This window comes from Paenibacillus sp. FSL M7-0896, assembly GCF_037975415.1.
Classification (GTDB): domain Bacteria; phylum Bacillota; class Bacilli; order Paenibacillales; family Paenibacillaceae; genus Paenibacillus_AQ; species Paenibacillus_AQ silagei.
This window is the reverse complement of record NZ_CP150250.1, coordinates 3,684,982-3,707,040: the sequence shown is the minus strand read 5'-3', so window position 1 is coordinate 3,707,040 and position 22,059 is coordinate 3,684,982. Positions and strand designations below refer to the sequence as shown.

18 protein-coding genes are annotated in these 22,059 nt (G+C 53.5%); 14 read left to right on the top strand and 4 right to left on the bottom strand.

What is annotated here, in order from left to right; translation table 11 throughout:
- Window positions 1-20: 20 nt before the first annotated feature.
- The 14 genes from MKY12_RS15615 to MKY12_RS15550 all read left to right on the top strand — a co-directional run bounded on the left by MKY12_RS15615 (window position 21) and on the right by MKY12_RS15550 (window position 19,013).
- Window positions 21-929, top strand: a complete 909-nt coding sequence (locus MKY12_RS15615; RefSeq protein WP_245368239.1) for a sugar ABC transporter permease — start codon at window positions 21-23, stop codon at window positions 927-929.
- Window positions 930-932: 3 nt separating this feature from the next.
- On the top strand, window positions 933-1,781 hold the full coding sequence (locus tag MKY12_RS15610; protein WP_339314541.1) for a carbohydrate ABC transporter permease: 849 nt from the start codon (window positions 933-935) through the stop codon (window positions 1,779-1,781).
- 30 nt (window positions 1,782-1,811) lie between these two features.
- Window positions 1,812-3,626, top strand: coding sequence for a histidine kinase (locus MKY12_RS15605; protein WP_339314539.1), 1,815 nt, complete (start codon window positions 1,812-1,814; stop codon window positions 3,624-3,626).
- Entirely contained in the window at window positions 3,623-5,242 is a 1,620-nt protein-coding gene (locus tag MKY12_RS15600; protein WP_339314537.1) for a response regulator, read from the top strand. Before MKY12_RS15605 ends, MKY12_RS15600 begins: the two co-directional genes overlap by 4 nt.
- Window positions 5,243-5,519: 277 nt before the next feature.
- Window positions 5,520-7,325, top strand: a complete 1,806-nt coding sequence (locus MKY12_RS15595) for a TerB N-terminal domain-containing protein (RefSeq protein WP_339257176.1) — start codon at window positions 5,520-5,522, stop codon at window positions 7,323-7,325.
- A gap of 10 nt (window positions 7,326-7,335) precedes the next feature.
- A complete protein-coding gene (locus tag MKY12_RS15590; protein ID WP_339257174.1) occupies window positions 7,336-8,655 on the top strand; it encodes an ATP-binding protein in 1,320 nt (439 codons plus the stop codon).
- Window positions 8,652-10,853, top strand: coding sequence for a DEAD/DEAH box helicase (locus tag MKY12_RS15585; protein WP_339314535.1), 2,202 nt, complete (start codon window positions 8,652-8,654; stop codon window positions 10,851-10,853). The genes MKY12_RS15590 and MKY12_RS15585 overlap by 4 nt, the downstream gene beginning before the upstream one ends.
- A gap of 36 nt (window positions 10,854-10,889) precedes the next feature.
- Window positions 10,890-11,216: an antibiotic biosynthesis monooxygenase gene (locus MKY12_RS15580; RefSeq protein WP_339314533.1), complete on the top strand. Its 327-nt coding sequence runs from the start codon at window positions 10,890-10,892 to the stop codon at window positions 11,214-11,216.
- Between the two features lie 255 nt (window positions 11,217-11,471).
- On the top strand, window positions 11,472-12,113 hold the full coding sequence (locus MKY12_RS15575) for a hypothetical protein (RefSeq protein WP_339314531.1): 642 nt from the start codon (window positions 11,472-11,474) through the stop codon (window positions 12,111-12,113).
- A 492-nt stretch (window positions 12,114-12,605) separates the two neighbouring features.
- Complete coding sequence (locus MKY12_RS15570) at window positions 12,606-13,982, top strand: extracellular solute-binding protein (RefSeq protein ID WP_209873932.1); 1,377 nt, start codon at window positions 12,606-12,608, stop codon at window positions 13,980-13,982.
- A 220-nt stretch (window positions 13,983-14,202) separates the two neighbouring features.
- Entirely contained in the window at window positions 14,203-15,093 is an 891-nt protein-coding gene (locus MKY12_RS15565) for a sugar ABC transporter permease (protein ID WP_036726672.1), read from the top strand.
- A gap of 18 nt (window positions 15,094-15,111) precedes the next feature.
- Window positions 15,112-15,936 (top strand): carbohydrate ABC transporter permease, encoded by an 825-nt coding sequence (locus MKY12_RS15560; protein ID WP_209873933.1) that lies wholly within the window; start codon window positions 15,112-15,114, stop codon window positions 15,934-15,936.
- Window positions 15,937-16,026: 90 nt separating this feature from the next.
- Entirely contained in the window at window positions 16,027-17,814 is a 1,788-nt protein-coding gene (locus MKY12_RS15555) for a sensor histidine kinase (RefSeq protein WP_339314529.1), read from the top strand.
- Complete coding sequence (locus tag MKY12_RS15550) at window positions 17,811-19,013, top strand: response regulator (protein WP_339314527.1); 1,203 nt, start codon at window positions 17,811-17,813, stop codon at window positions 19,011-19,013. The genes MKY12_RS15555 and MKY12_RS15550 overlap by 4 nt, the downstream gene beginning before the upstream one ends.
- On the opposite strand, the gene MKY12_RS15545 is transcribed toward MKY12_RS15550, so the two are convergent.
- The 4 genes from MKY12_RS15545 to murI all read right to left on the bottom strand — a co-directional run bounded on the left by MKY12_RS15545 (window position 18,991) and on the right by murI (window position 21,944).
- Window positions 18,991-19,587, bottom strand: a complete 597-nt coding sequence (locus MKY12_RS15545; RefSeq protein WP_339314525.1) for a DUF2441 domain-containing protein — start codon at window positions 19,585-19,587, stop codon at window positions 18,991-18,993. The genes MKY12_RS15550 and MKY12_RS15545 overlap by 23 nt on opposite strands.
- Before the next feature lie 377 nt (window positions 19,588-19,964).
- On the bottom strand, window positions 19,965-20,312 hold the full coding sequence (locus MKY12_RS15540) for a DUF4190 domain-containing protein (RefSeq protein WP_339314523.1): 348 nt from the start codon (window positions 20,310-20,312) through the stop codon (window positions 19,965-19,967).
- Window positions 20,313-20,358: 46 nt separating this feature from the next.
- On the bottom strand, window positions 20,359-21,132 hold the full coding sequence (locus tag MKY12_RS15535; protein ID WP_339314521.1) for a GNAT family N-acetyltransferase: 774 nt from the start codon (window positions 21,130-21,132) through the stop codon (window positions 20,359-20,361).
- Entirely contained in the window at window positions 21,129-21,944 is an 816-nt protein-coding gene (gene murI, locus MKY12_RS15530; RefSeq protein ID WP_339314519.1) for a glutamate racemase, read from the bottom strand. The genes MKY12_RS15535 and murI overlap by 4 nt, the downstream gene beginning before the upstream one ends.
- Window positions 21,945-22,059: the final 115 nt, after the last annotated feature.

Below are 22,059 nucleotides of genomic sequence, written 5' to 3'. Positions count from 1 at the left end.
CAGTAGATAGACCAGCAGGCATGAAGCGGCGTAAAACAAAGCTGCGCTACAATCAGAACGGGATTGCCCTCCTGTTCCTGTCGCCCTGGCTGCTGGGGCTGGTGTGCCTGACCCTGGGGCCGATGGCGGCCTCACTCTATTTTTCTTTTACAGATTACAGTATTCTGGAGAGCTCCAGATGGATCGGACTGGATAATTTCACAACGATGCTCACTGCAGATCCGTTATTTATCCAATCGCTTAAGGTGACGTTTATCTTCGTATTCGTATCGGTGCCGCTGAAGCTGATGTTTGCCCTGGCGGTCGCTCTGCTTCTTAACAAAGGAATACGGGGCCTCGGCATCTATCGGACGGTCTACTACATCCCTACGCTGCTTGGAGGCAGTGTCGCTATTGCGATGCTGTGGCGCAAGATGCTCGGCGGCGACGGGCTGCTTAATCAGCTGCTGGCCATGGTGGGGATACAGGCACCTGACTGGGTATCGAATCCCAAATACTCGCTGTATTCGCTGATCCTGCTGTCGGTATGGCAATTCGGCTCGTCGATGATCATCTTCCTGTCCGGGCTGAAGCAGGTGCCGCCGGAATATTATGACGCCTCTTCGGTGGACGGTGCGGGCAAGGTGGGGCAATTCCTGCATATTACGCTGCCGGTGCTGTCTCCGGTTATCTTTTTCAATGTCATCATGCAGACGATCACCGCCTTCCAGTCGTTCACCCAAGCCTTCATTATCAGTAACGGCAGCGGGGGACCGGTGAATTCCACCCTGATGTATTCGCTGTACCTGTACAAGAAGGGCTTCTCCTTTTTCCAGATGGGCTATGCCTCGGCGATGGCCTGGGTACTGGTGCTGCTGATCGGGCTATTCACACTCCTGCTCTTCGGCAGCAGCAAGCTGTGGGTGCATTATGAAGATGGGGGGAAATAAGCTATGGATACAGGCAGCGCATCGAAAAGTGCCATTTGGCTCAAGCACTTCATCATCTGTCTGATCGCCTTTGTCATGCTGTACCCGGTGCTGTGGCTGGTAGGCAGCTCGTTCAAGCCGGCGAATATGATTTTCTCGGAAATCTGGTTCTGGCCCCGGCAGTGGAATTTCCATAATTATGTCAGCGGCTGGTTCGGCTTCCAGGGCAGCTCCTTCGCCAAGTTCCTGCAGAACTCGGCTCTGGTCTCTCTGGGGGCCGTGCTCGGTAATGTGATCACCTGCTCCATGGCGGCTTATGCGTTCGCGCGGCTGAATTTCCGGTTCAAGGCACTGGGCTTCGCGCTGATGCTGATGACGATTATGCTGCCGCTGCATGTGACCCTTATCCCGCGTTATATTCTCTTTAACAGCCTGGGATGGGTGAACACCTTCGCGCCGCTTATTCTGCCCAAGTGGATGGCGACGGACGGCTTCTTTATCTTCCTGACGGTACAGTTCATCCGCGGCTTGCCGAAGGAGTTGGACGAAGCGGCAACGATTGACGGCTGCGGCCCGGTGCAAATCTTCAGCCGGATTATTATTCCGCTGGCGCTGCCTGCGCTGATCACGACGATGATTTTCACCTTTATGTGGACCTGGGATGATTTCTTCAGCCAGCTCATCTTCCTTAGCGATATCGGGAAATACACCGTACCGCTCGGGCTGCGGCTGTTCCTGGACTCCAGCTCGCAGTCGGATTGGGGCCCGATGTTCGCCATGTCGGTGCTGTCGCTGGTGCCGTGCTTCATTCTCTTTATCACGCTGCAAAAGTATTTCGTGGAAGGAATTGCGACATCCGGCCTGAAAGGATAGAATCTTGGGAAAAGCATAGGGATGGGGCAGATGCAAAAAAGAATGCTCGGCACCTGGCTGCTGCGGATCAGGCGGAGCAAGCTCTCCACGCTGATGGCAGCCAGTATTATTACGTTCAATCTGATCTTTCTCGGGTTCATTGTCCTGCTGGCCTACCGGACCTTCTCGGATGTAACCTTCAAAGAGATCAGCACCACCAGGCTTGCCCTGCTGAATGAGAGCACGAAGCGCGGCTTCGACTTCATGACCAATGTGTCAGGCACCGCCTACTCTATTGCCGCGAACAAGAGCGTGATTGAGGGGCTGGAGAGTACTCCTGCCTCCAAGTACCAGATGATCTCCAGAAGGCGGGAGATTACGGAGATACTCCAGCATTCGCTGGTGCTGAACGAAGGGGTAAGCTCGATTGAGATTTACAGTGACTTGTTCAGCGGGGTGCCGCAAAGCTCCACGGACCTTGTCTTTCCGGTCTCTTCGATTAGGAACGAGAGCTGGTATCCCCAGCTGAAGCAGGCGGATTCGCTCTGGGTTCCCCTGGAGGGCAGCGGCGGCGAAGACGAGCCTTATCTGATCGGCCATATTCAGCATCTGTTCGGAAATGAAGGAAAAACGATCGGCTACCTCTATATCCGGCTGTCCGCAGACGATATCCTGAAGCAGTTCAAGGATATTCCGGCTGTGCTGGACGGCCAGATTCATCTGGTGGATACAAGCGGTAATCTTCTGCTGCTGGTGAACAAGGAGGAAGGCTCTGCCGGCAAAACTGTACTGGATGCGGATTGGCTCTACCAGCATACGTATGAGGGCAATGAAGGCTATGAGCTGCTGAACAAGGACGGACAGTCCTATCTCGTCCTGTTCTCCAGACCGAGCACCATCTCCTGGCGGTTAGTCCAGGTCATCCCGACGCGTGAGCTGCTGCAGGAGGTTCGGAAGGCGGACAGGCAGGTGATCGGGATCGGACTGCTCTGCCTGCTCCTGTCGGCGCTGCTGGCGTACTTCTTCATCCGCAATATGATCCGTCCGGTACGCAGGCTGATTCAGGAGATGCGGAAGCTGGAGCGCGGAGATTTCCGGGCTAGTATGAGTGAGTCGCTGACGGAGGAATACACGCAGATGTCTTACGGCTTCAACCACATGGTGAACCGGCTGCAGGAGCTGGTGCAGAGCGAGCGGGAAGCAAGCGCCGCGAAGCGGGAGGCTCAGGCAGGGCTGCTGGAGGCCCAGATCAAGCCGCATTTCCTGTACAACACGCTGGATATGATTCACTGGAAGGCGATGGATTACGACGCCCAGGATATCAGCTACATGATCACCCAACTGGGCAAAATGCTGCGCATCGGCCTGAGCGGTGGCAGAATGCTCATCCGTCTGCGTGATGAGTTGGAGCATGCGCGGTGTTATGTCAGCATCCAGCAGGAACGGCTGCCGATTGCTATCGAGTATACGGAGTCGATTGCGGACCCGGCGGTCCGGAGTTATTTCATTCCGAAGGTTATTCTCCAGCCGCTGATTGAGAATTCAATTATTCATGGCAGCCGGGAGCCTGGCTCCGGCCCTTTGCAGATTCACCTGGAGGTCAGGGAGGTTAAGGAGCCGGGAAGCCAGCCTTACCTGCAAATCACGCTGCTGGATAACGGCCGGGGCTTGGCGGAAGGCTGGTCGATGGAGCAGGTGAGCGGCATCGGCACCCGGAATGTGATGAGCCGGATTCAGTTGTACTGCGGGGAACCGTACGGACTATACTTGGCCAACCGGCCGGAGAGAGGGGTTGCGGCTATGATTACGCTGCCAGTCATTGAGACAGAAGAGCAGCTGGAGCGGCTGCTGCGCGATCAGATATGAGCCGCTCTATACTGCTGGTGGATGACGACCCGCATATTCTGAAAGCCCTTACGAGACATGTGGGCTGGGAGAAGCTGGGCCTGACCCTGGCTGGAACAGCGGTCAACGGCCATGAAGCGCTGGAGCTGTTCCGCAGGCTCTCCCCCGATCTGGTGATGACCGATGTCTATATGCCGGGCATGGGCGGGCTGGAGCTTACAGAGGCGCTAAGGGAGCTGGCGCCGGAGCTGCCGGTTATTATCCTGAGCGGCTACGAGGAATTCGAGAATGCCCGGCAGGCGATGCGCTGGGGCGTCAGTCATTTCCTGCTGAAGCCGGCCCGGGTAGACGAGATCGAAGCAGTGCTTCGCGCTGTGCTGCTGGATCTGGATGCCGGAGAGCAGAAGAAGCGGCTGGAGGAGCGTTATCAGCAGGAAATCGGCCGCACGCTTCCTTTTCTGCGGGAACGCCTGCTTATGGAGCTGTTGACCACCCGCTACAGTGCGGAGGAATGTTCCGAGGAGCGGCTCGGATATCTCCAGATTACCCGTCCGCAGCGGCTGGCGGCGGCCAGCATCCAGCTGAACCGGCCTTCGCCGCTGCATAAGCTGAAGGAGCGCGAATGGCAGCTGCTGCGCTTCGGAGCTGGAAATATCTGCCGGGAGACACTCCAACACAAGCTTGCCGGACATCCCTCTGTGCAAGGTCATGTGCTGGACTATTCCGACGATCTGCTGGTGGTGCTGCTGCTGGACCGTGAGGCGGGAGAGCCAATCCCGGTTCTGAAGGAAGTAGTGCAGGAGACGATGGATAAGATCCGGAATTACATTCAGCTTCAGACCTATGCCGGTATTGGTTCGGTCAAATCTGCCATCCATGAACTGATCGATTCTTATCTGGAGAGCAGAGAGGCGCTTGCTTCCGCGGAGTTTCAGGAGACCAGTCCCATCTACGCCTATGAGCCGTGCAAAAGCACCAACCCGTGGACGCTGGAGGACTATTCCCGGCTGCTCCAGGAGTGGAATGAGGTGCTGCTGTGCAGGGATTCATCAAAAGTATGGGAGACCTGGGAGATCATCTTCGGCAGGCTCCGGCAGGAGGACCAGAATAATATTCAGGACATACAGACGGTGTGTGTCGGGCTGTTCACTACGCTGATGTACTATTGGAATGCCTGCTGCCCGGGCCGCACTCCCCCTATGAGCATGTCCGAATTCCTGCAGGCGGTGACGGGATACTATACCTGGAGAAGCTTGACGGAGTGGATGGGGCAGATTATTCCGGCATTCCTGAACGCAGCGTTCACCGAGATGAATGTCAAGAAGAACCGTCTGGTGGAGAGCGTCAAAAGCTATGTGGAAGCCCACTATACCCAGGAGATCAGCTTCATGGGCCTCGCGCAGGAGCTGCATGTGCATCCGAAATATCTAAGCCAGCTGTTCAAACGGATCAGCGGTGAGAATTTCGTCAGTTACCTGAATCAGTACCGGGTGGACCGGGCCATCGAATTCCTGCAATCCGGCCAGCATATGGTGTATGAGATCAGTGAAATGGTCGGCTTCAACAACCCCGCCTATTTCAGTCAGGTGTTCAAGATGATTACCGGGCGCAGCCCGAGTGATTATTTGAAGGGGTGAGGGTGGGGGGGCTATTGCAGCCCGCAGGGTGAGTATAGTATATTCTTATGGAGACACAAACGAACGTTCTCATTGCCCGGCAGGTAACATCAAGTTGCGGTGCGGTGACAGACGCTCTCATCCAAGATCTTGAGGAGTCAGTCTCTCAAGGTCTTTTTATTGATTTATGGCGGGATGCTGGAGGGTGGGCGTATTCCTGCTGTGCAACTGCATCGGCTGCATAGGCTATATGATATAATGTGAGAATTACCAAGACATACGGGTGGGGCGATGAAGCATGGCTAAAGACAGGCAGGGGCTGCATTTCTCGGAGCTGGTCTGGGAGAGTACGGAGCAGAATGTGGCGATTCCGCCGCGCGGTACTGTAGATGAAGGCAGCCGGAAGCCTAAGTCAGAGCCGGTTAAGAAGACAACGTCCGGTTACGATACAGTCCAGCTTAAGCTCTGGGATATGGAAGAGAGTGTGGAGCCGGTAACCACTACAGAGAGCGAGTTCGTCCAGCGTGCACGTGAGCTTGTAGAGCATAAGGAGCCTGCGGCGCTGTTCGTCCCGTTCAAAAGCTATTGGCCCACCTACGGGCATATGACCGGCGCGCAGAGCAGATGGTATTTCTTTTGGCGGGATGAAGTCCGGCAGGGGAGATACCCGAAGACCGATCTCTCATATATCTTCCTGCATATCTATGAGCTGATTAACGGTGTGGGCTGGGACGAGCCTCAGGAGGGCTGCCGTCAGCTCAGTCTGCTGTGGGAGGCCTACCGTGATAGTTACAAACGTCTGGATCAGTACCTTGGCGGGTGGATTGCGGATTTCTCTTTTGTCCATAAGCTGGATATCCCCCTCTCGGAGATTGTGGCCCGTTCGCGCGGACTGGCCGGGGATCTGGCTGAGCTTGAATTGGTCCGCTGCCTGTCGGCTGCCCCGGAGCAGCTTAGGATCGAGGTACTGAGTGTGATGTCGGACTATGATATCAGCAAGTCCAAATTCTATACCGGCGAGGGTAAAATCGCTGCGGATCGTTATATTCCCCAGGTTGTAGCCCTAATTGATGCTTATGTCGCCCGGAAGCATGGCTCGAATCTAATCACGATGTTCCCGCCCGCCCCTCCTGTCGTCCGTGAGCGTTATTTGTTCCGCAGCGCGGTATACGATATCTCCCTGTATGGCTATTCTGTTCTTGTGCCTGTTATTCGGGTCAGCAAGTCCCCGCCGCTGCGCAGCCTGATTACCCGGCTGTTCCGGCTGTCCGAGAATAAGCTGCGGGCGCTGATGGGATACCGGGGAAGACTGAAGGATGTCCGGGTTGATGCTGATATGGATGATCTCGTCACCCGGTTCCTGGAGCGTGAATTCCGCAAGGCGGAGCAGGAAGAGAAGGGGCCGGCAGTGGTCATTGACCAGCAGAAGCTGGAGCAGTTGGCAAGCGACTCCGAGGTGGTGCGTTCCTTGCTTACGGTGGAAGACACCGGGGAGCCGGGTCATGAGGATGACGCGGAATGGATAATTGAGTCTGAAGGAGCACATGGAGGAGCCGGATTGGCTGGTATCGGAAATGCTGTGGATGCGTTTGGGAGAGCTGAATCAGCGGGCGAGGAAAGCGATGCGAATGCGGATGCAAGAGACGGATCAGCAGATGTGAAAAGTGATGCAGAGGCGGCTGAAAGAACCGGGTCAATGCGTGCGGAAAGTAATTCAGAAACCCATCAAAGAGCTGATGAGCAAGCGGAACGGATGCTCGGTATTGAGCCGATAGAAGGGACACGGCAACAGCTTCCGGGTGATTCCCTGTCTGCCGGACAGAAGCTTGCCGATTCTCAGCCGCTAGCCTCAGATAGGGAAGCGGACCGCTGGACATTGTTCGCTTCGGAGCTGACTCTGCTGCAACGGGAGGTCGTGCTGGCCCTGGCAGAAGAGGACGGTCCTGCGAAGGTGCATCGGCTGGCTGCAGGAGCAGGAACGATGGCAGAGCTGCTCTACGATGAGATTAATGAGCTGGCAATGGACAGTCTGGGAGACCTCATTATTGACGGGGAAGAGCTGACCGAAGAATGTCTATCCATGCTGGACTATATAAAGAGGTGAAATTCGTAAAATGAACCCACTCAAAATACCAAAGCGGATGACCACCGCGCTCGTCAATTCGCTGACAGCGGGAGTTGTACCGCGTATCGGTCTTGAACATATCGCCGTCGGCCGCCGGCCGGAGGTGGAGGCGATTCTCCGCGATATGGAGAATATCGCCGATGGCGGAGCTGCCTTCAAGCTGATTACAGGCAAATTCGGCAGCGGCAAAAGCTTCCTGCTCCAGATCATCCGCAACTATGCGATGGACCGCGACTTCGTGGTTGCCGATGCTGACCTGTCGCCGGAGCGGCGGCTGGTTGGCACGAAGGGACAGGGGCTCGCCACCTACCGCGAGCTGATGAGCCATCTCTCGACCCGGACCCGCCCGGATGGAGGGGCGCTGGAGATTATGCTGCAGAAGTGGATCATGACGCTGCAACAGGCGGTGATGCAGGAGAAGGGCTACAGCCCTGACGCGCCGGAGCTGGGCGATGAGGTTGAGCAGCGCATCTATTCGGTTGCTTCCGAGATGCGCGGGCTGGTGCATGGCTTCGACTTCGCTAAGGTGCTGGCCTCTTACTGGAACGGGCACAAGCTGGCCGATGACGGGCTGAAGCAGGATTCCCTGCGCTGGCTGCGGGGAGAGTTCCCGACCCGTACGGAAGCGCGGAAGGCGCTCGGCGTTGGTGTCATCATCGACGATGACAACTGGTATGACTACATGAAGCTGTGGGCGGAATTCACCGGAGCCATCGGCTATAAGGGCTTGCTGCTGTTTATCGATGAAGGGGTGAACCTCTACAAGATTACCAACAGCATCTCGCGGCAGAGCAATTACGAGAAGCTGCTGACCATGTTCAATGATACGATGCAAGGCAAAGCCGAGCGGCTGGGCATCTTCGTTGGGGGAACGCCGCAGTTCGTGGAAGACCACCGGCGCGGACTGTTCAGCTATGAGGCCCTGCGCTCCCGGCTGGTGGCCGGACGGTATGCAGGCAGCGGACTGAACAATTACACAGGGCCGATTATCGCGCTGGACATGCTGTCCCATGAAGAAATTCTGATTCTGCTCCAGAAGCTGCGGGATATCCATGCGCTCCATTACGGATATGAAGCAAGACTGACACAGGAGCAGCTGGTGCATTTCATGGAAGAGGCGGTCAACCAGCTGGGAGCTGATGAACTGCTCACTGCACGCGAGGTGGTGCGCGACTTCATGGATCTGCTGCACACCCTGCACCAGCATCCGGAGCTTTCATTCGAGAAGCTGGTCGGAGAGCGGACTTCGCGGCCTGCCGAGACGGAACAGAATGAGCTGGACGGCTTCCTGGCGGAGTTCGACCTATGAACGATAACCCGTTCTACCGGCTGGCCCCGTTCATCAAGGAATTCATCTACAAGAACCGCTGGGATACGCTGCGCGAGGCGCAGGTCGATGCCTGCCGTGTGCTGTTTGACACGCCGCATCATCTGCTGATCGCTTCAGGGACGGCCTCGGGCAAGACCGAAGCGGCCTTCTTCCCGGCGCTAACGGAGCTGCACCAGCGTCCGTCTGCTTCTGTAGGCATTCTGTATATCGCGCCGCTGAAGGCGCTGATCAACGACCAGTTCACGCGGCTGAACGACCTGCTGCGTGAAGGGAACATTCCGGTCTGGCACTGGCATGGCGATGTGCCGCAGGCGGACAAGACCAAGCTGATGCAGAACCCTTCGGGAGTGCTGCAGATCACCCCTGAATCGCTGGAGGGCCTGCTGATGAACCGCCCGAATGCGATCCCGGCCCTGTTCCATGATCTGCGCTTCATCGTCATCGATGAAGTTCATGCCTTCATGGGCGCGGACCGCGGCATTCAGGTGCTGAGCCAGCTGGCGAGGATCTCGCGGATGGCGGGCTGTCATCCGCGGCGGGTCGGCCTCTCTGCGACCTTAAGCGATTATGCATCCGTCACGGAGTGGCTGGCGGCGGGCACGCGCGAGAGCGTGGAGGTCAGCGCGCCGCAGGGCGGGCGCAAGCTACGGTTGAGCGTGGAGCATTTCTCGTTCCCGGATGCGCGGAATGAGGAGGAAGCCGAGCACCTGGAGCGGGCGCGACAGGCTTATTATGGCTTCATCTATGATCACACACATGTGAAGAAGGCGCTCATCTTCACGAACAGCCGCACCGATGCCGAAGAGGCCATCCTGGAGATGCGGCGCATTGCCGCTAAGCGGGGCGAGCGGGATGTCTTCCATGTGCATCATGGAAGCATCTCCGCGATGCTGCGCGAGGAGACCGAGGCCACGCTCCGTGAGGGCGCAGGGCCGGCTGTGGCTGCAGCGACGCTGACGCTGGAGCTGGGGATTGATCTGGGCGAGCTGGAGCGGGTGCTCCAGCTCGGCGCGCCTTATAGCTGCGCGAGCTTCGTGCAGCGGCTGGGCCGCTCGGGCAGGCGCGGGGACGCCGCCTCCGAGATGATCTTCGTCACGCCCGAGGAGGAGGACGAGGAGGCGCAGCTCCCGGCGCGCATGCCGTGGACGCTGCTGCGGGCCATTGCCGTAATCGAGCTGTACGTACGCGAGAAATGGGTGGAGCCGCTGGCCGTGCGCCAGCTGCCGGTCGGTCTCCTGTATCATCAGACGATGAGCATTCTGAAGAGCATGGGCGAAGCAGAGCCGGAGGACCTGAAAGAGGCTGTGCTGAGCCTGCCGTCCTTCCGCAGCATCGATCCCGCTGATTATGATGACTTTATGGAGTATATGCTGGGCATGGGCCATATCGAGAAGATGGATGAGGGAAGTCTGCTGATTGGGATGGCAGGCGAGAAGATCGTTAACAACTTCCGCTTCTATGCGGTATTCAAGGACGATGAAGAGCATGTTGTCTATAACGGGACGGAGGAGATCGGGTCCATTACCACCGTGCCGCCTCCGGGCTACTGCTTCACACTGGCAGGCAAGCTGTGGAAGGTCGAGGAGGTGGACAACCGCCATAAGGCCGTCTATGTCAAAGGCTCACGCGGCAAAGTGGACACCTTATGGCTCGGTGCAGGCGGAGATGTCCATACCCGGATTATGACGAAGATCCGCGAAGTATTAGGATCTACGGCCCTGTACCCATACCTTGCACCAAGCGCGGCCGCCAGACTGGAACGGGCCCGCAGGCTCGCGAAGGAGAGCGGACTGCTGACGCGTTCAGTTCTGCCAGCCGGGGGAGACTCCATGTTCATCCTTCCGTGGGCTGGCAGCCGCCAGTTCCGTACGCTGGAGCGCCTGCTCAAGAACAATCTGAAGGAGCCGCTTGGCTTGCGCTCGGTCGTGCCGATGGAACCGTATTACATGGTAGTCGCCGGCAAAGTGGATGCAGAGAAGCTGGAGGATGAGATTATCGCTGAGACCGCTGCCGCTACGGATGCACTCACGCTCCTGAAGCCGGATGAAGCCCCTTACCTCGGCAAATACGATGAGTTCATCCCGCATGACCTGCTGCGCAAAGCCTTTTCGCTCGACGGCCTTGATGTGCCGGGGCTGGTCAGCGTGATCAAACAGTGGAAGCAGCCTACGGCATAATGGATATAGGGATAACCAAATAACGGAGGTGAAATCATGAGCGAGATTGCTAAAACACCACAAACACCTTATTACGCAGTGATTTTTACATCGGAACGGACAGATGCGGATACCAAATATGTGGAAATGGCGGATGAAATGGAGAAACTTGCATCCGTCCAACCTGGATTTCTCGGAGTAGAAAGTGCCAGAGAAGGTGTAGGTATTACTGTATCTTATTGGGATTCTCTCGAAGCTATACACAAATGGAAACAAAACGAACGACATTTAGTAGCCCAGCGCAAAGGGATATCTGATTGGTATCTCGCTTATAAAACAAGGGTTTGCAAGGTTGAAAGGGATTATGGATTTGAAAAGGCTTGAATAAGCGAGTATGGGACTACAACAAGAAGCAGCCGATCCTATAGTGACCGGCTGCTTCTTGTTATACGGCGGGAATTATAACTTTTGCACCATATAGCTAGGATTCATTCCACAATCAAGCGCGGAATCTCTGGCTTGCTTAAATAAACCAGCGGAGCTTCTCTCTTGAACTCTTTATAGAGAATTATTCGAAAAAGTAAGCTCAGACGAAGGGTTACTCTAGTTGTGCAATGAAAGAAGAAAGGGTGAGAATTCATGGAAGCAAATATGTTAGAGCGTTTACCAGATCCAACAATGTTACAAAAGCTAATGAAAATCCAAGCATCACTGAATATTATTCTTTGTCAGGAGGAATGGCTTCGTTACCATAGCTATGTTCAAGATTGGAATGAGGGTGTTTCTATGGCGAAAATAGATAATGGATCAGGGGATCATCTGTTTATTTTGTTTTCCCCTGAAGGCTCCATCATAAAAGGCTTCGATCATGAATCCGGATTAAGCCCATATGCGCAGGATGAACATAAAGTATGGCAAGGGATTTATGATGACGTCCCAATGGAACTATTATCTTTACTTGATGATGCTGCAATTGAAAAAGACGATGTGACTTTTTGTATTTGGCGTAAAAACAGTGACACGAACTGGCACAAGGGAAACGTTGAGATTCCAGAAGGTGCAAGCGATGGTTCTGATTTTTTACTGGGCTGTATATTCCATACACCAGAGGATTTTGAGGAATTTGCATCAGATTATTTTGATTTACCCCTATCCTTAGAGGTTGTTGCAAAAATCTACGATGATGTCCCCATTACGGAAGAGATGATCCATATCTTGAATTCAAGCTGTGATGTAAAGGAAGTTCTTCAAGAATTACATTTATTAAGCCCACGGGGTTAGTGAAACTCATCCAGATAGCAAATTGAGTGGCCGGTCACCCTTGCCTTTGTTGGCGGGATATTCATTATCGTGCAGACAGTCATCCTGAATAAAATGTACGCGAAGCCGGGCTTAGAAAATAGTTGAATCTGGAAGCAGCCGATCTATCGTGATCGGCTGCTTGTACTGAAGATGCACTTCAGAAATTAACAAAAAGCAAAAAAGAAGCGGAGGGGAAATTTGGAACTGTAGGAGCGATAGCGTCCGCCTTTGTCACCGGATTTCCACCGCGATTAGCGGTTAAAATCAAGAAATCTGGTGACAACAGCGGCCGGAAGTCCAAATGTTCACCGTAGTGACGACCAAGCTTAGAGTTCAATTCTTTAGTGCTTTTTATAAGCCCGCCCAAGCATACCCTAGAAAAAACAAACCTCATTTCTGCAGTTCCCACCTTGCCCGGAAGCGCTCTACGCGATGATAATTAGCTTATCACGACAGAGGGGGCTTTAATGAATGGTCAACAGAAAAATGAAGCAAACCGCCACCGTCGCGTTCGCCGCGCTAATGGCAGTAAGCCTTGCCGCATGCGGGAACTCGAACAACAACGCCAATTCCAAGGCTAAGGACACCGCCGCACCGAACGCCGCCACAGGCAGCGGCAATGCCGCTGCTACAGACGCTCCGAGCGACAAGAAGGTAACCATTACCTTCCAGAACATCTACCCTGACCCTGCAACACCGTCTTACAAAATGATCCACGAGCTGACTGACCAGTACATGAAAGAGCATCCCAATGTAAAGATTGAGCTGGATACGCTGAACACGGATCAACAGAAGGTGAAGCTGAAAACACAAGCAGCCTCCAAAGAAATACCTGATATTACGATGGTTAACCCTGCCGCTCAAATGAAGCCCTTTGTAGATGCAGGATTATTAGCCCCGCTGAATGATGTGCTCGATCAGAATGGACTGAAAGATACGTACCAAGCGGGTCTGCTCGACTATTACAGCTTCGATAACAATGTGTATGCGCTTCCTGACGGCAACAATATCGAAGTGGTCTACTACAACAAAGACTTATTCGCCCAAGCCGGAATTGCAGCACCTCCAACCACGTTTGAAGAATTACTGAAGGACGTTAAGCTCTTAAAAGACAAAGGGATTACTCCACTGGCTATCGGTGAAAAGGATTCGTGGACCGGCTCATTCCTGTTCATGAACATCCTGCTTCGTACAAACGGCGGTCCTGGCTTCCTGAAAGACGTAGTGGATGGCAAGAAAACATTTGAAGATCCTGCCTTTGTTGAAGCGGTAGACGCGTTCCAGCAACTGGTAGCAGCAGGCGCATTCCCTGACGGGGCAACTTCCATCGATGCAAATGCCGGCGGGAATATTTTCAGATCCGGTAAGGCAGCAATGTGGGTTATCGGTACTTGGGAGACGGGCGCGAATGATGCTTCTTCCGTAGCCGGTAAAGTGGGAGCCTTCCAATTTCCTACGGTTAACGGTAAAGGTGATCCGAACGAATTCATGCTTGCACCGGGCAGCGCATTTGCCGTGTCTGCAAACAGCGAGCATCTGAAGGAAACGAAGGATTTCCTGAACTTCTTCGCTTCTGAATATCCTAAAAAACAGTTCGAGCTGAAGAATGCTGTAGGTATCGGGCAAAAGGTAGACGGTGACCTGAAAGCTGCCGGTTACTCCGAGCTGGCTATCACTGTGGCTGGTCTGTTCAACCAAGTAAAAGGCGGCGATCTGTCCTTTGACAACACGATGAATCCAGCAACTTCACAAGTCCACCTCAGCAGCATTCAGAATCTGTTCGTTCAAAAGATGGATTCCAAGGCGGTAGCCAAAGAGCATCAGGCCGCATTTGAAGCCAATAAATAAGCCTAAGACTTCAGCGTTTCGTATAAACTAAGCTTCACTCAATTTACGCCATCTAACGCATTCCCTGCAATCGTATAGCCGTCCTGCTCGATGCGAAGCCAGCTGATTCAGGCTGCTTCGCATCGGGTTTATCATGCACTTTTTAAAGTTAATAGCATTAATCATTAATGATATGAATGAGTAGATAAAGAAGAATCTGCTTGATTAGGAGGCGGGAAAGATGAAAGTCCTTAAGGTTCCGGCATACACAATCGCTGCCTTCATACTGCCATGTCTGTTGCTCTATGTGTGCCTCGTATTCGTTCCCATACTGGTCTCATTATACACGGGCTTATTGAAGTGGGACGGTCTAACGACCTCTCAGTTCGTCGGCTTCGGCAACTTCAAGAATATGTTCTGGAATGACCCGGTGTTCTGGCCCTCCGTTCGGAGAACGCTGCTGTACGCCGTGGCTTCCATGCTGGAAATCCCGCTCTGTCTGGGGATGGCGATCCTGCTGAACCGCTATCTGCGCAGAGCCAACACGCTGGTGTCGATCTACTTCACGCCGGTTATCTTATCAGTCGTTATTATTGGACAACTCTGGAAGACCATCTATAACCCTACTTCGATGGGGGGCATGCTGAACGGTGTGCTGGTGTCCCTGGGGCTGGAGAGCTGGACGCATAACTGGCTGACCGAGCCTAACATCGCCATGTATTCTCTGTATCTGGTGTCCCTGTGGCAGTATTTCGGCTACCATCTGCTGATTCAGTATACCGGAGTGCAGAACATTCCCGACGAGCTGTACGAAGCGGCCAGAATTGACGGGGCTGACGGCTTCAAGGCGGATCGTTACATTACGCTTCCGTTGATCATTCCGATTTTCAAAATCTCGATCATCCTGGCGTTTATCGGGTCCCTGCAAGCCTTCGACCTGGTCATGGTCATGACTGGCGGAGGTCCTGCGCATGCAACGGATGTCATCTCCACCCATATGTATAACAGTTCCTTCTTGTCCTTCAAGTATGGCTACGGCAGCGCGATTGCGACCTTCCTCGTGGTGGTCTGTCTCATTTTTACCGGCATCATCAACATGATCTTTAACCGGCTTGAGCGAAAATTCGAATAGGAAAGGAGTGCGCGGACCATGCGTAAGCTTAAAAAAGGAATCGTGTATCTTCTTTTTGCCATTCCTGTCATTACCCAGCTCTACCCGCTGCTGTGGCTCCTGCTATACTCTCTGAAGACGAATGAGGAGATTCAGGACGGGAGCTTCTTTTCTTTTCCGCGAAAATTCCAGTGGCATAACTACTATGAGGCTTACACCTCGGGCAGTTATCTGAAGTACCTGTCGAACAGCGTGTTCGTTACCGCCCTTACGATGATTTGTGTCATTCTGCTGGCTTCGATGGCGGCCTATGCGATCTCCCGGTTCCGGTGGAAATACGGCAATGTCGTGATGACCATTTTCCTGATGGGGATGATGATTCCGATGCAGGCCACGCTGCTGCCGCTGATGATTATTTTCAAAAACATGCATATTCTCAACACCCACTGGTCGCTGATTCTGCCGTACATCGCGTTCTCGACTCCCATCGCCGTGTTCATCTTGAGCGGCTTCATGAGAGCTATTCCACATGAGATCGAAGAATCGGCGTTCATCGACGGGGCGAGCGTGTACCGGATCTTCCGCAGCATTATCCTGCCGGTGTCGATTCCGCCTGTCATGACCGTATGTATCTTAACCTTCATCAATATCTGGAACGAGTACATCCTGGCCGCCACGTTCATCTCGTCAGAGAGGCTCAAAACCCTTCCATTCGGGGTCTATACCTTCGTGAGCCAGTATTCGGTCAACTACGGGAATATCGGGGCCTTCCTGGTGATGGGCGCGCTGCCGGTAATTCTGATCTACTTCTTCCTGTCGAATCAGATTACCAAAGGGATGGTGGCCGGAGCGGTTAAGGGATAAGGTGCGGCGTGCCCAATTCTCTCATTGCATAAAAATGGAAAAGTTTTATAATAGGAAACGGCAGAACAGGTGCGTAAAGGGGAGAGTCTTATGAAGCTCGGCTTTCATTCCATTCATCATCGGTTGTTCTTGCTGTTTCTTTTTTGCATGTCCAGTATTCTGCTTATTGTCAGCCTGCTGTACTATAACCGGACTACAGACCAATTGCATGAGAAGATCGGTGATTTGTCGCAAAAAAACGTCGCCCAGAGCGCAGGCTTATTCACGCTTCTCTATAAGGGGTATGACGCCTTGTCCAAATCGCTCAGCAATAACTTCGAGATGATCCGCTTGATTAATGAGAAGACGGACGGGCCGGCGGTGGCCTATATCAATGAGCAGACGGTGACGAATATCATCGGCTCGATTTTTTATTCGCGGGACGATCTGGTGGGTATTCATGTGATCACGGACCGCGGCAAGATCTACAACTATGGCAACTATATGAATGTGGTCGATCCGAATTATAGGCAGGAGGACTGGTACCGGCAATTGCAGGCTTCCTCAGGGAAAATGGTCTGGCTCGGGGTGTACCCGCACTCCCTGATCGACCAGGTGGAGGACAGTCCGGTCTTCGCCTTCGGGCGGCAGCTCTATGACCTGAATGAGCATAAGCCGATAGGCATCGTGCTGTATGAGACGGACCCGCAGCCGGTGCTGGACGCGCTGGAGAATCTCAAGCTGGGCACGCACAGCCAGGTCTACCTGATGTCCCCGGATGGACGGTTTGTCACCTCGGCCACAGATCCGCAGCCGGACACTGCCCGTCTGCCTAAGCTCCCCGCTTCGGAGCATGTGATGGTTCAGCAGGAGCGCGGCCAACTGGTTGTGGCGTCTAAGCTGTCTTTCTCGGGCTGGTGGGTGATGAGTATTACGCCGGACAAGGATCTGAATGTGGAGCTGGTGGAGATGAAGCGTTATCTCTTGATCGTGATCTCGGCGCTCATTCTGGTCTCCACGCTGATTGCTTCGATCGTATCGCAGACCATCTCTTCGCCGCTGAAGAAGCTGATCCGCGAGATGCGCCAGGTAGAGGTGGGGAACTTCGGCGGCATGGTCAAGGTCTCTTCGTATCAGGAGATTAACATTCTGGTCGCTTCCTTCAACCGGATGGTCCGGCGGATCGAGGAGCTGATTGAGCGGGTCAAGCTGTCCTCAGTCAGTGAAAAGAATGCGGAGCTGCACGCCCTGCAGTCCCAGGTGAACCCGCATTTTCTCTACAATACGCTGGATATGATCTACTGGATGCTCGATGAGGAGGGCAATGAACAGCTTGGCGAGCTGGTGCTGTCGCTGTCCTCAATGTTCCGCTACAGCAGCCAGTGGGAAGACGGGGCTGAGGTGAGCCTGAGGGAGGAGCTGGAGCAGATCGGGCATTACCTGAAGATTATCTCGATCCGTCTGGAGGGCCGCCTCGTAATCGTGACGGATATCGATGAACGCTGGCTGAACATAAGGGTCCCGAAGATGACGGTGCAGCCGGTCATTGAGAATGCGGTCAAGCATGGACTGGAGCCGCTCTCGCGTCAGGGGATTCTTAAGGTATACACCCGGCAAGAGGACGACCACCTTGAGCTAATTGTGGAGGATAACGGGGACGGAATGAACGGGGAGCAGCTTGCAAGCCTACAGCAGTCGCTGAATGTGGATGGTCCGGATAGTTCGGGCTCCAGTGGCAGAGAAGGCGGCAAAAGCGGCATCGGACTCCAGAACCTGCACCGCCGCCTGCGGTTCATGTTCGGGGAGGGCTATGGTCTGCAGATTCAGAGCTTCCCCGGTGAGGGGACGCAGGTGGCGATCGTGCTGCCTATTCCAGTGGAAGGAGAGCTGCCGGGATGAATATTCTTATAGCCGATGATGAACGGGCCATCCGTGAAGGCATCAAGCGTACGATTAAGCAGATTAGTGCAGAGCATCAGGTGTTCGTGGCTGAGCGGGCGGAGGAAGCGGTGAAGATTCTGGAAGAGCAGCACATCCATATCGTGCTGACCGATATTCTAATGCCGGGCATGAACGGGCTGGAATTCATGAAAATCTCGAAACGCCGGTATCCGTATGTGAAATGGATTGTCATCTCTGCCCACAGCGAATTCTCCTATGCCCAGGAAGCGGTCCGGCTGGGGGCACGGGACTATCTGCTCAAGCCGATCGGCAAGCATAAGCTGACCGAGCTGATCGACAGCCTGACCATCGAAATCCAGCAGGACAACCAGCTCTCGCGGCAAGGCGAGCGGCTGAAGGCCAGTCTGCGTTTCCTGCGCGAGGGGGTATTTCAGCGGCTGGCCTCCGGGCTGGATATCGGGAATCTGGACATCGACGCGTTCATTGAAGATTATCACTCCTTCTATCTGGTGATGGTTCAGCTGGAGCCTGGGGATCAGAGCGCCCGGCTGGAGCATTTCATTGTCGAGAATGTTCTCTCCGAGCTGATCGAGCGGTATGGGCGGGGCTTCGTGGTCAGCTATGACCGCCAGCACCTGCTGGGCCTGATCTCACCGGGCGAGAGTGTCCGGGTAGAGCAGTTCCAGGAGGAGGTAAAGACGCATCTGACGCATTATTTGAAAATCCCTTTTCAGATGATCTATTCCGGGCGGAGCTGTGACTTTCATACGGTGCCGCAGATCGTGAAGCGGATGCGGGAGGCTTCGGCCTTCCAGGGGCCGCCGCTGGAGCCGCTCAAGGGGAGTGGGGAGAAGGCCATTGAAGTGGCGCTGCACTACATTAAGGAGCATTTCTACGAGGAGCTGTCACTGGAGAGAATCGCTTCGGTGGTGTTCCTGAATCCGGCTTATTTCAGCCAGCTGTTCAAGCAGAAGACGGGGCAGGGGTACAAGGAATATGTCACCTCGCTGCGGCTGGAGCAGGCGAAGCTGCTGCTACTGAATCCGGGGCTGAAGCTGGCCGATATCGCAGAGCGGGTAGGCTACCAGGACATGCGCCATTTTACCCAAATGTTCCGCAAGAAATACAACCTTACCCCCACAGAATACCGCCAGCAGGAGAGCATCAGCATTCTTAGGAGCAAGGGTACTCTGTGAGGATGTCTGCGACTTCGATTCTTCCGTTAATCAACAGCTCTGGGAGCGCATTATTGTAATTACCTTTCCAGTATTCTCTGGCTTGTTCGATTTTACGGGAGAATGGGGCCCCGTCTTCCTTGGGCAATAGACTGCCATCACCTTCAAAAATAGCTCCAGTGACCTTAAGTTTCACGATCTGCAGCACTTTCCGGTGATACGAATCGAATATGCTTTTCCACATCAGGGCGTCTTCATAGCTCTTTGCTGCGTATAAGCAAGACAAACGTGAAGGATACTCAGGATGTTCCTGTAGCCTTACCATTTCAACGATCACCTCTCGAACCGCTCGGATGGTCTGCTCCGCATACTTAACCGTAACATCTGCATCCTCTTTATCCAATTTCAAACCGTCATTAGTATAATTGCCGTGCAGGATTTGAATAACGTCTTCCCCTTTGGAATTCAACTGTTCTTGCTCAAAAAAGAAGCGATACAAGGTGTTTTTCTGCTGGTTGTCAAAATGAATGATTTGATTCAGGGCCATCTTCTTCCGGGTTACAATGTGGTAAACGTATCTTTCGCTTGCTTGCATTGTCTACCTCCTAGTAGAGCATCAGATTTAAACGTGTGAAAATTACTTTTAACTCATCACTTGCTGAGGGTTGCCGTGCCTGATTAGGTGCAAGGGATAGGCTTAATTGCAATCTGTACAACTAAATCACCGGATGTGCCGCTGAATCTCTGTTTAGCTGTATTTCGTACAACTAAAATGCTTCTGTATCCGTCTTTTCGCCCATTCCGCCAAATTTAGTTGTATGGAATACAGTTAAGAGAGGTGTGCCTTCGTTTTCATTGTTTTTAGTTGCACCGAATACACTTATCTCTGAATATTAGCTATGAACGCAGCTTCATACCTTAATGCAATTATGGAATTAAAATAGTGCAGTGGGCATGTTGAGGCCGTTTCACCTAAAACACAACATAACCCATCGTAGTCTGTGCGCTATTGAATAACAGAATAGCTACAACAAACATTATGATGAGGATGGCGTAAATAAAAGTAGAGGCTATTCCGCAGACCAGCCCGGCAATCGCCAATCCCCGGCCTTGCTCATAGCTGTAACGGATCTCCTTGAAGGCAAGTGAAGCCAGAACGATTGCGGTAATCCCAAACAGGATGCCGACGTAAGGTATTACGATGGAGAGAATACCCAGTACCAGTGCTGCAACCGCTTTGCTGTTCGTCCGCTCCTGCGGAGGCTTAGGGTACTGCTGATAGTAATTCTGTTCTCGATAGGGCGGAGGGGGATTATTCATCATCTAACTCCTTCATAGGTAGTGAGCGAGTGCTCCTATTCAACTATCAATAATTAACCCAGTGCTCCAGCGTAACAGCGCGGGTAAGGCCGATGGATTCGGCGAGGCGGATGGAGGCGAGATTGTTCTCAAGCACCTGGTACCTTGGAATGTAGCCACGCTTCAGGGTATGGAAGACTGCTGTACGGACTACACGCTGTGCCAAGCCTCGCTGTCTGGCAGCTTCTATGGTACGTACGCCGCCTATCTCCCAGATTCGTTCCTCATTGCGGTACACCATACATGTACTGAGTGGCGTATCCCCGTCAAATAACGTCACAGCGAACGCCCCGTCTTCAAAATACTGCGTGATCTCCTCTAGCGAATAATCATTCGCCATCCACAGCGGCAGCAGCCGTTCATCGATAGCTTCACTGACCGTGCAGGCCTTATCTGGGCTAAACTTCTGGCTTTTGGCCGAAGAATACGAGTAGAGACTACGGACCCGCCGCAGCGTGAAATAGGGTTCCAGCGCCTGACGGTATGCATCCTCCTGAAGCTTGAAGACCAGGTTGGCGTCCCGCGGCAACCGCTTCAGCAGGGCAGGGAAGACCTCAGGACTGCTGTAGTCCATCAGCACAACGGTGTCAGCCTCCGGGTAGGTCCGGTGATCATAGCCGAAGGTTGCGGCAGGCATAAGCAGCAGCACGCCCCACTCCTCCTGCTGTTCAATCAGCACGCTGTCGATCTGAGCGTGATAAGCCGTCATCATTTTGAGCAGCGTAACATTCTTCAGCGGATTCCGGCGTAATTTCTCCATTATGGCTGTATAGTGACTCATGCGGGATCACTCCTTTTACTCAGATTAATAGATAGTTCAATGTCATCCAGACGCTTGAACAGGCGCTCATACTTGGATAACAATGCAGGATCGTCTACCTGTACACTGGACCTGTAAAAAAGGATATCGCCCGTCCCCTCATTGATCCGGCCCCCTGCTTGAAGAATCTGCTTCAGATGCCTGGCGGTTCCGAGACTGCCGGAGATGAAGTTCACCCCTTCGGGGAATATCTTCCGCAGACTTCCCTCGAAGTAGGGGAAATGGGTACATCCAAGGACCACCGTGCTGTACCGCTTAAGGTCCAAGTGTGTCAGCTCACTTTTCAGATAGGGAATGATTCTCTCTTCGTCAAAATCAAAATGCTCCGCAAACTGAACCAGCCCGGGAAGCGGCAGACTGTCAACAATTTCCCCGTGATCGATACGGTGCACCAAATCATGATACTTCTTCTCCTGAAGCGTTAAGCGGGTGGCGAGTACCAGCACCTTCTTCTGCTTGCCCTCCGATTGTTCAACCGCAGGCTTGACTGCCGGCTCGATCCCGAGGACCGGAAAGTCATACCGCTGCCGCAGCTCTTCGATTACGATGCTGGTGGCTGTGTTACAAGCGACAACCAACGCTTTGATATGCTGACTAGCCATGAAATCCACCGCTTGCAGGATGTATTCCCTGACTTCGTCTTTCGTCTTCTCCCCATAGGGCACATGGTCTGTATCTGCATAGAAGAGGTAGTCCTCTTGCGGCAAGAGCTTAAGCGCCTGATGAAGCACCGTTAACCCGCCAATTCCGGAGTCAAAAAATCCAATTCGCATACGTCCACTCTTTCCGTCATTATTAAAAGGATTCTATTATTCTATCATTAGACTTATTGTAGAACTATAGCGTATGGATAAAAGACCAGACTTCCGCCTCTGTTGCCGGAGAGGA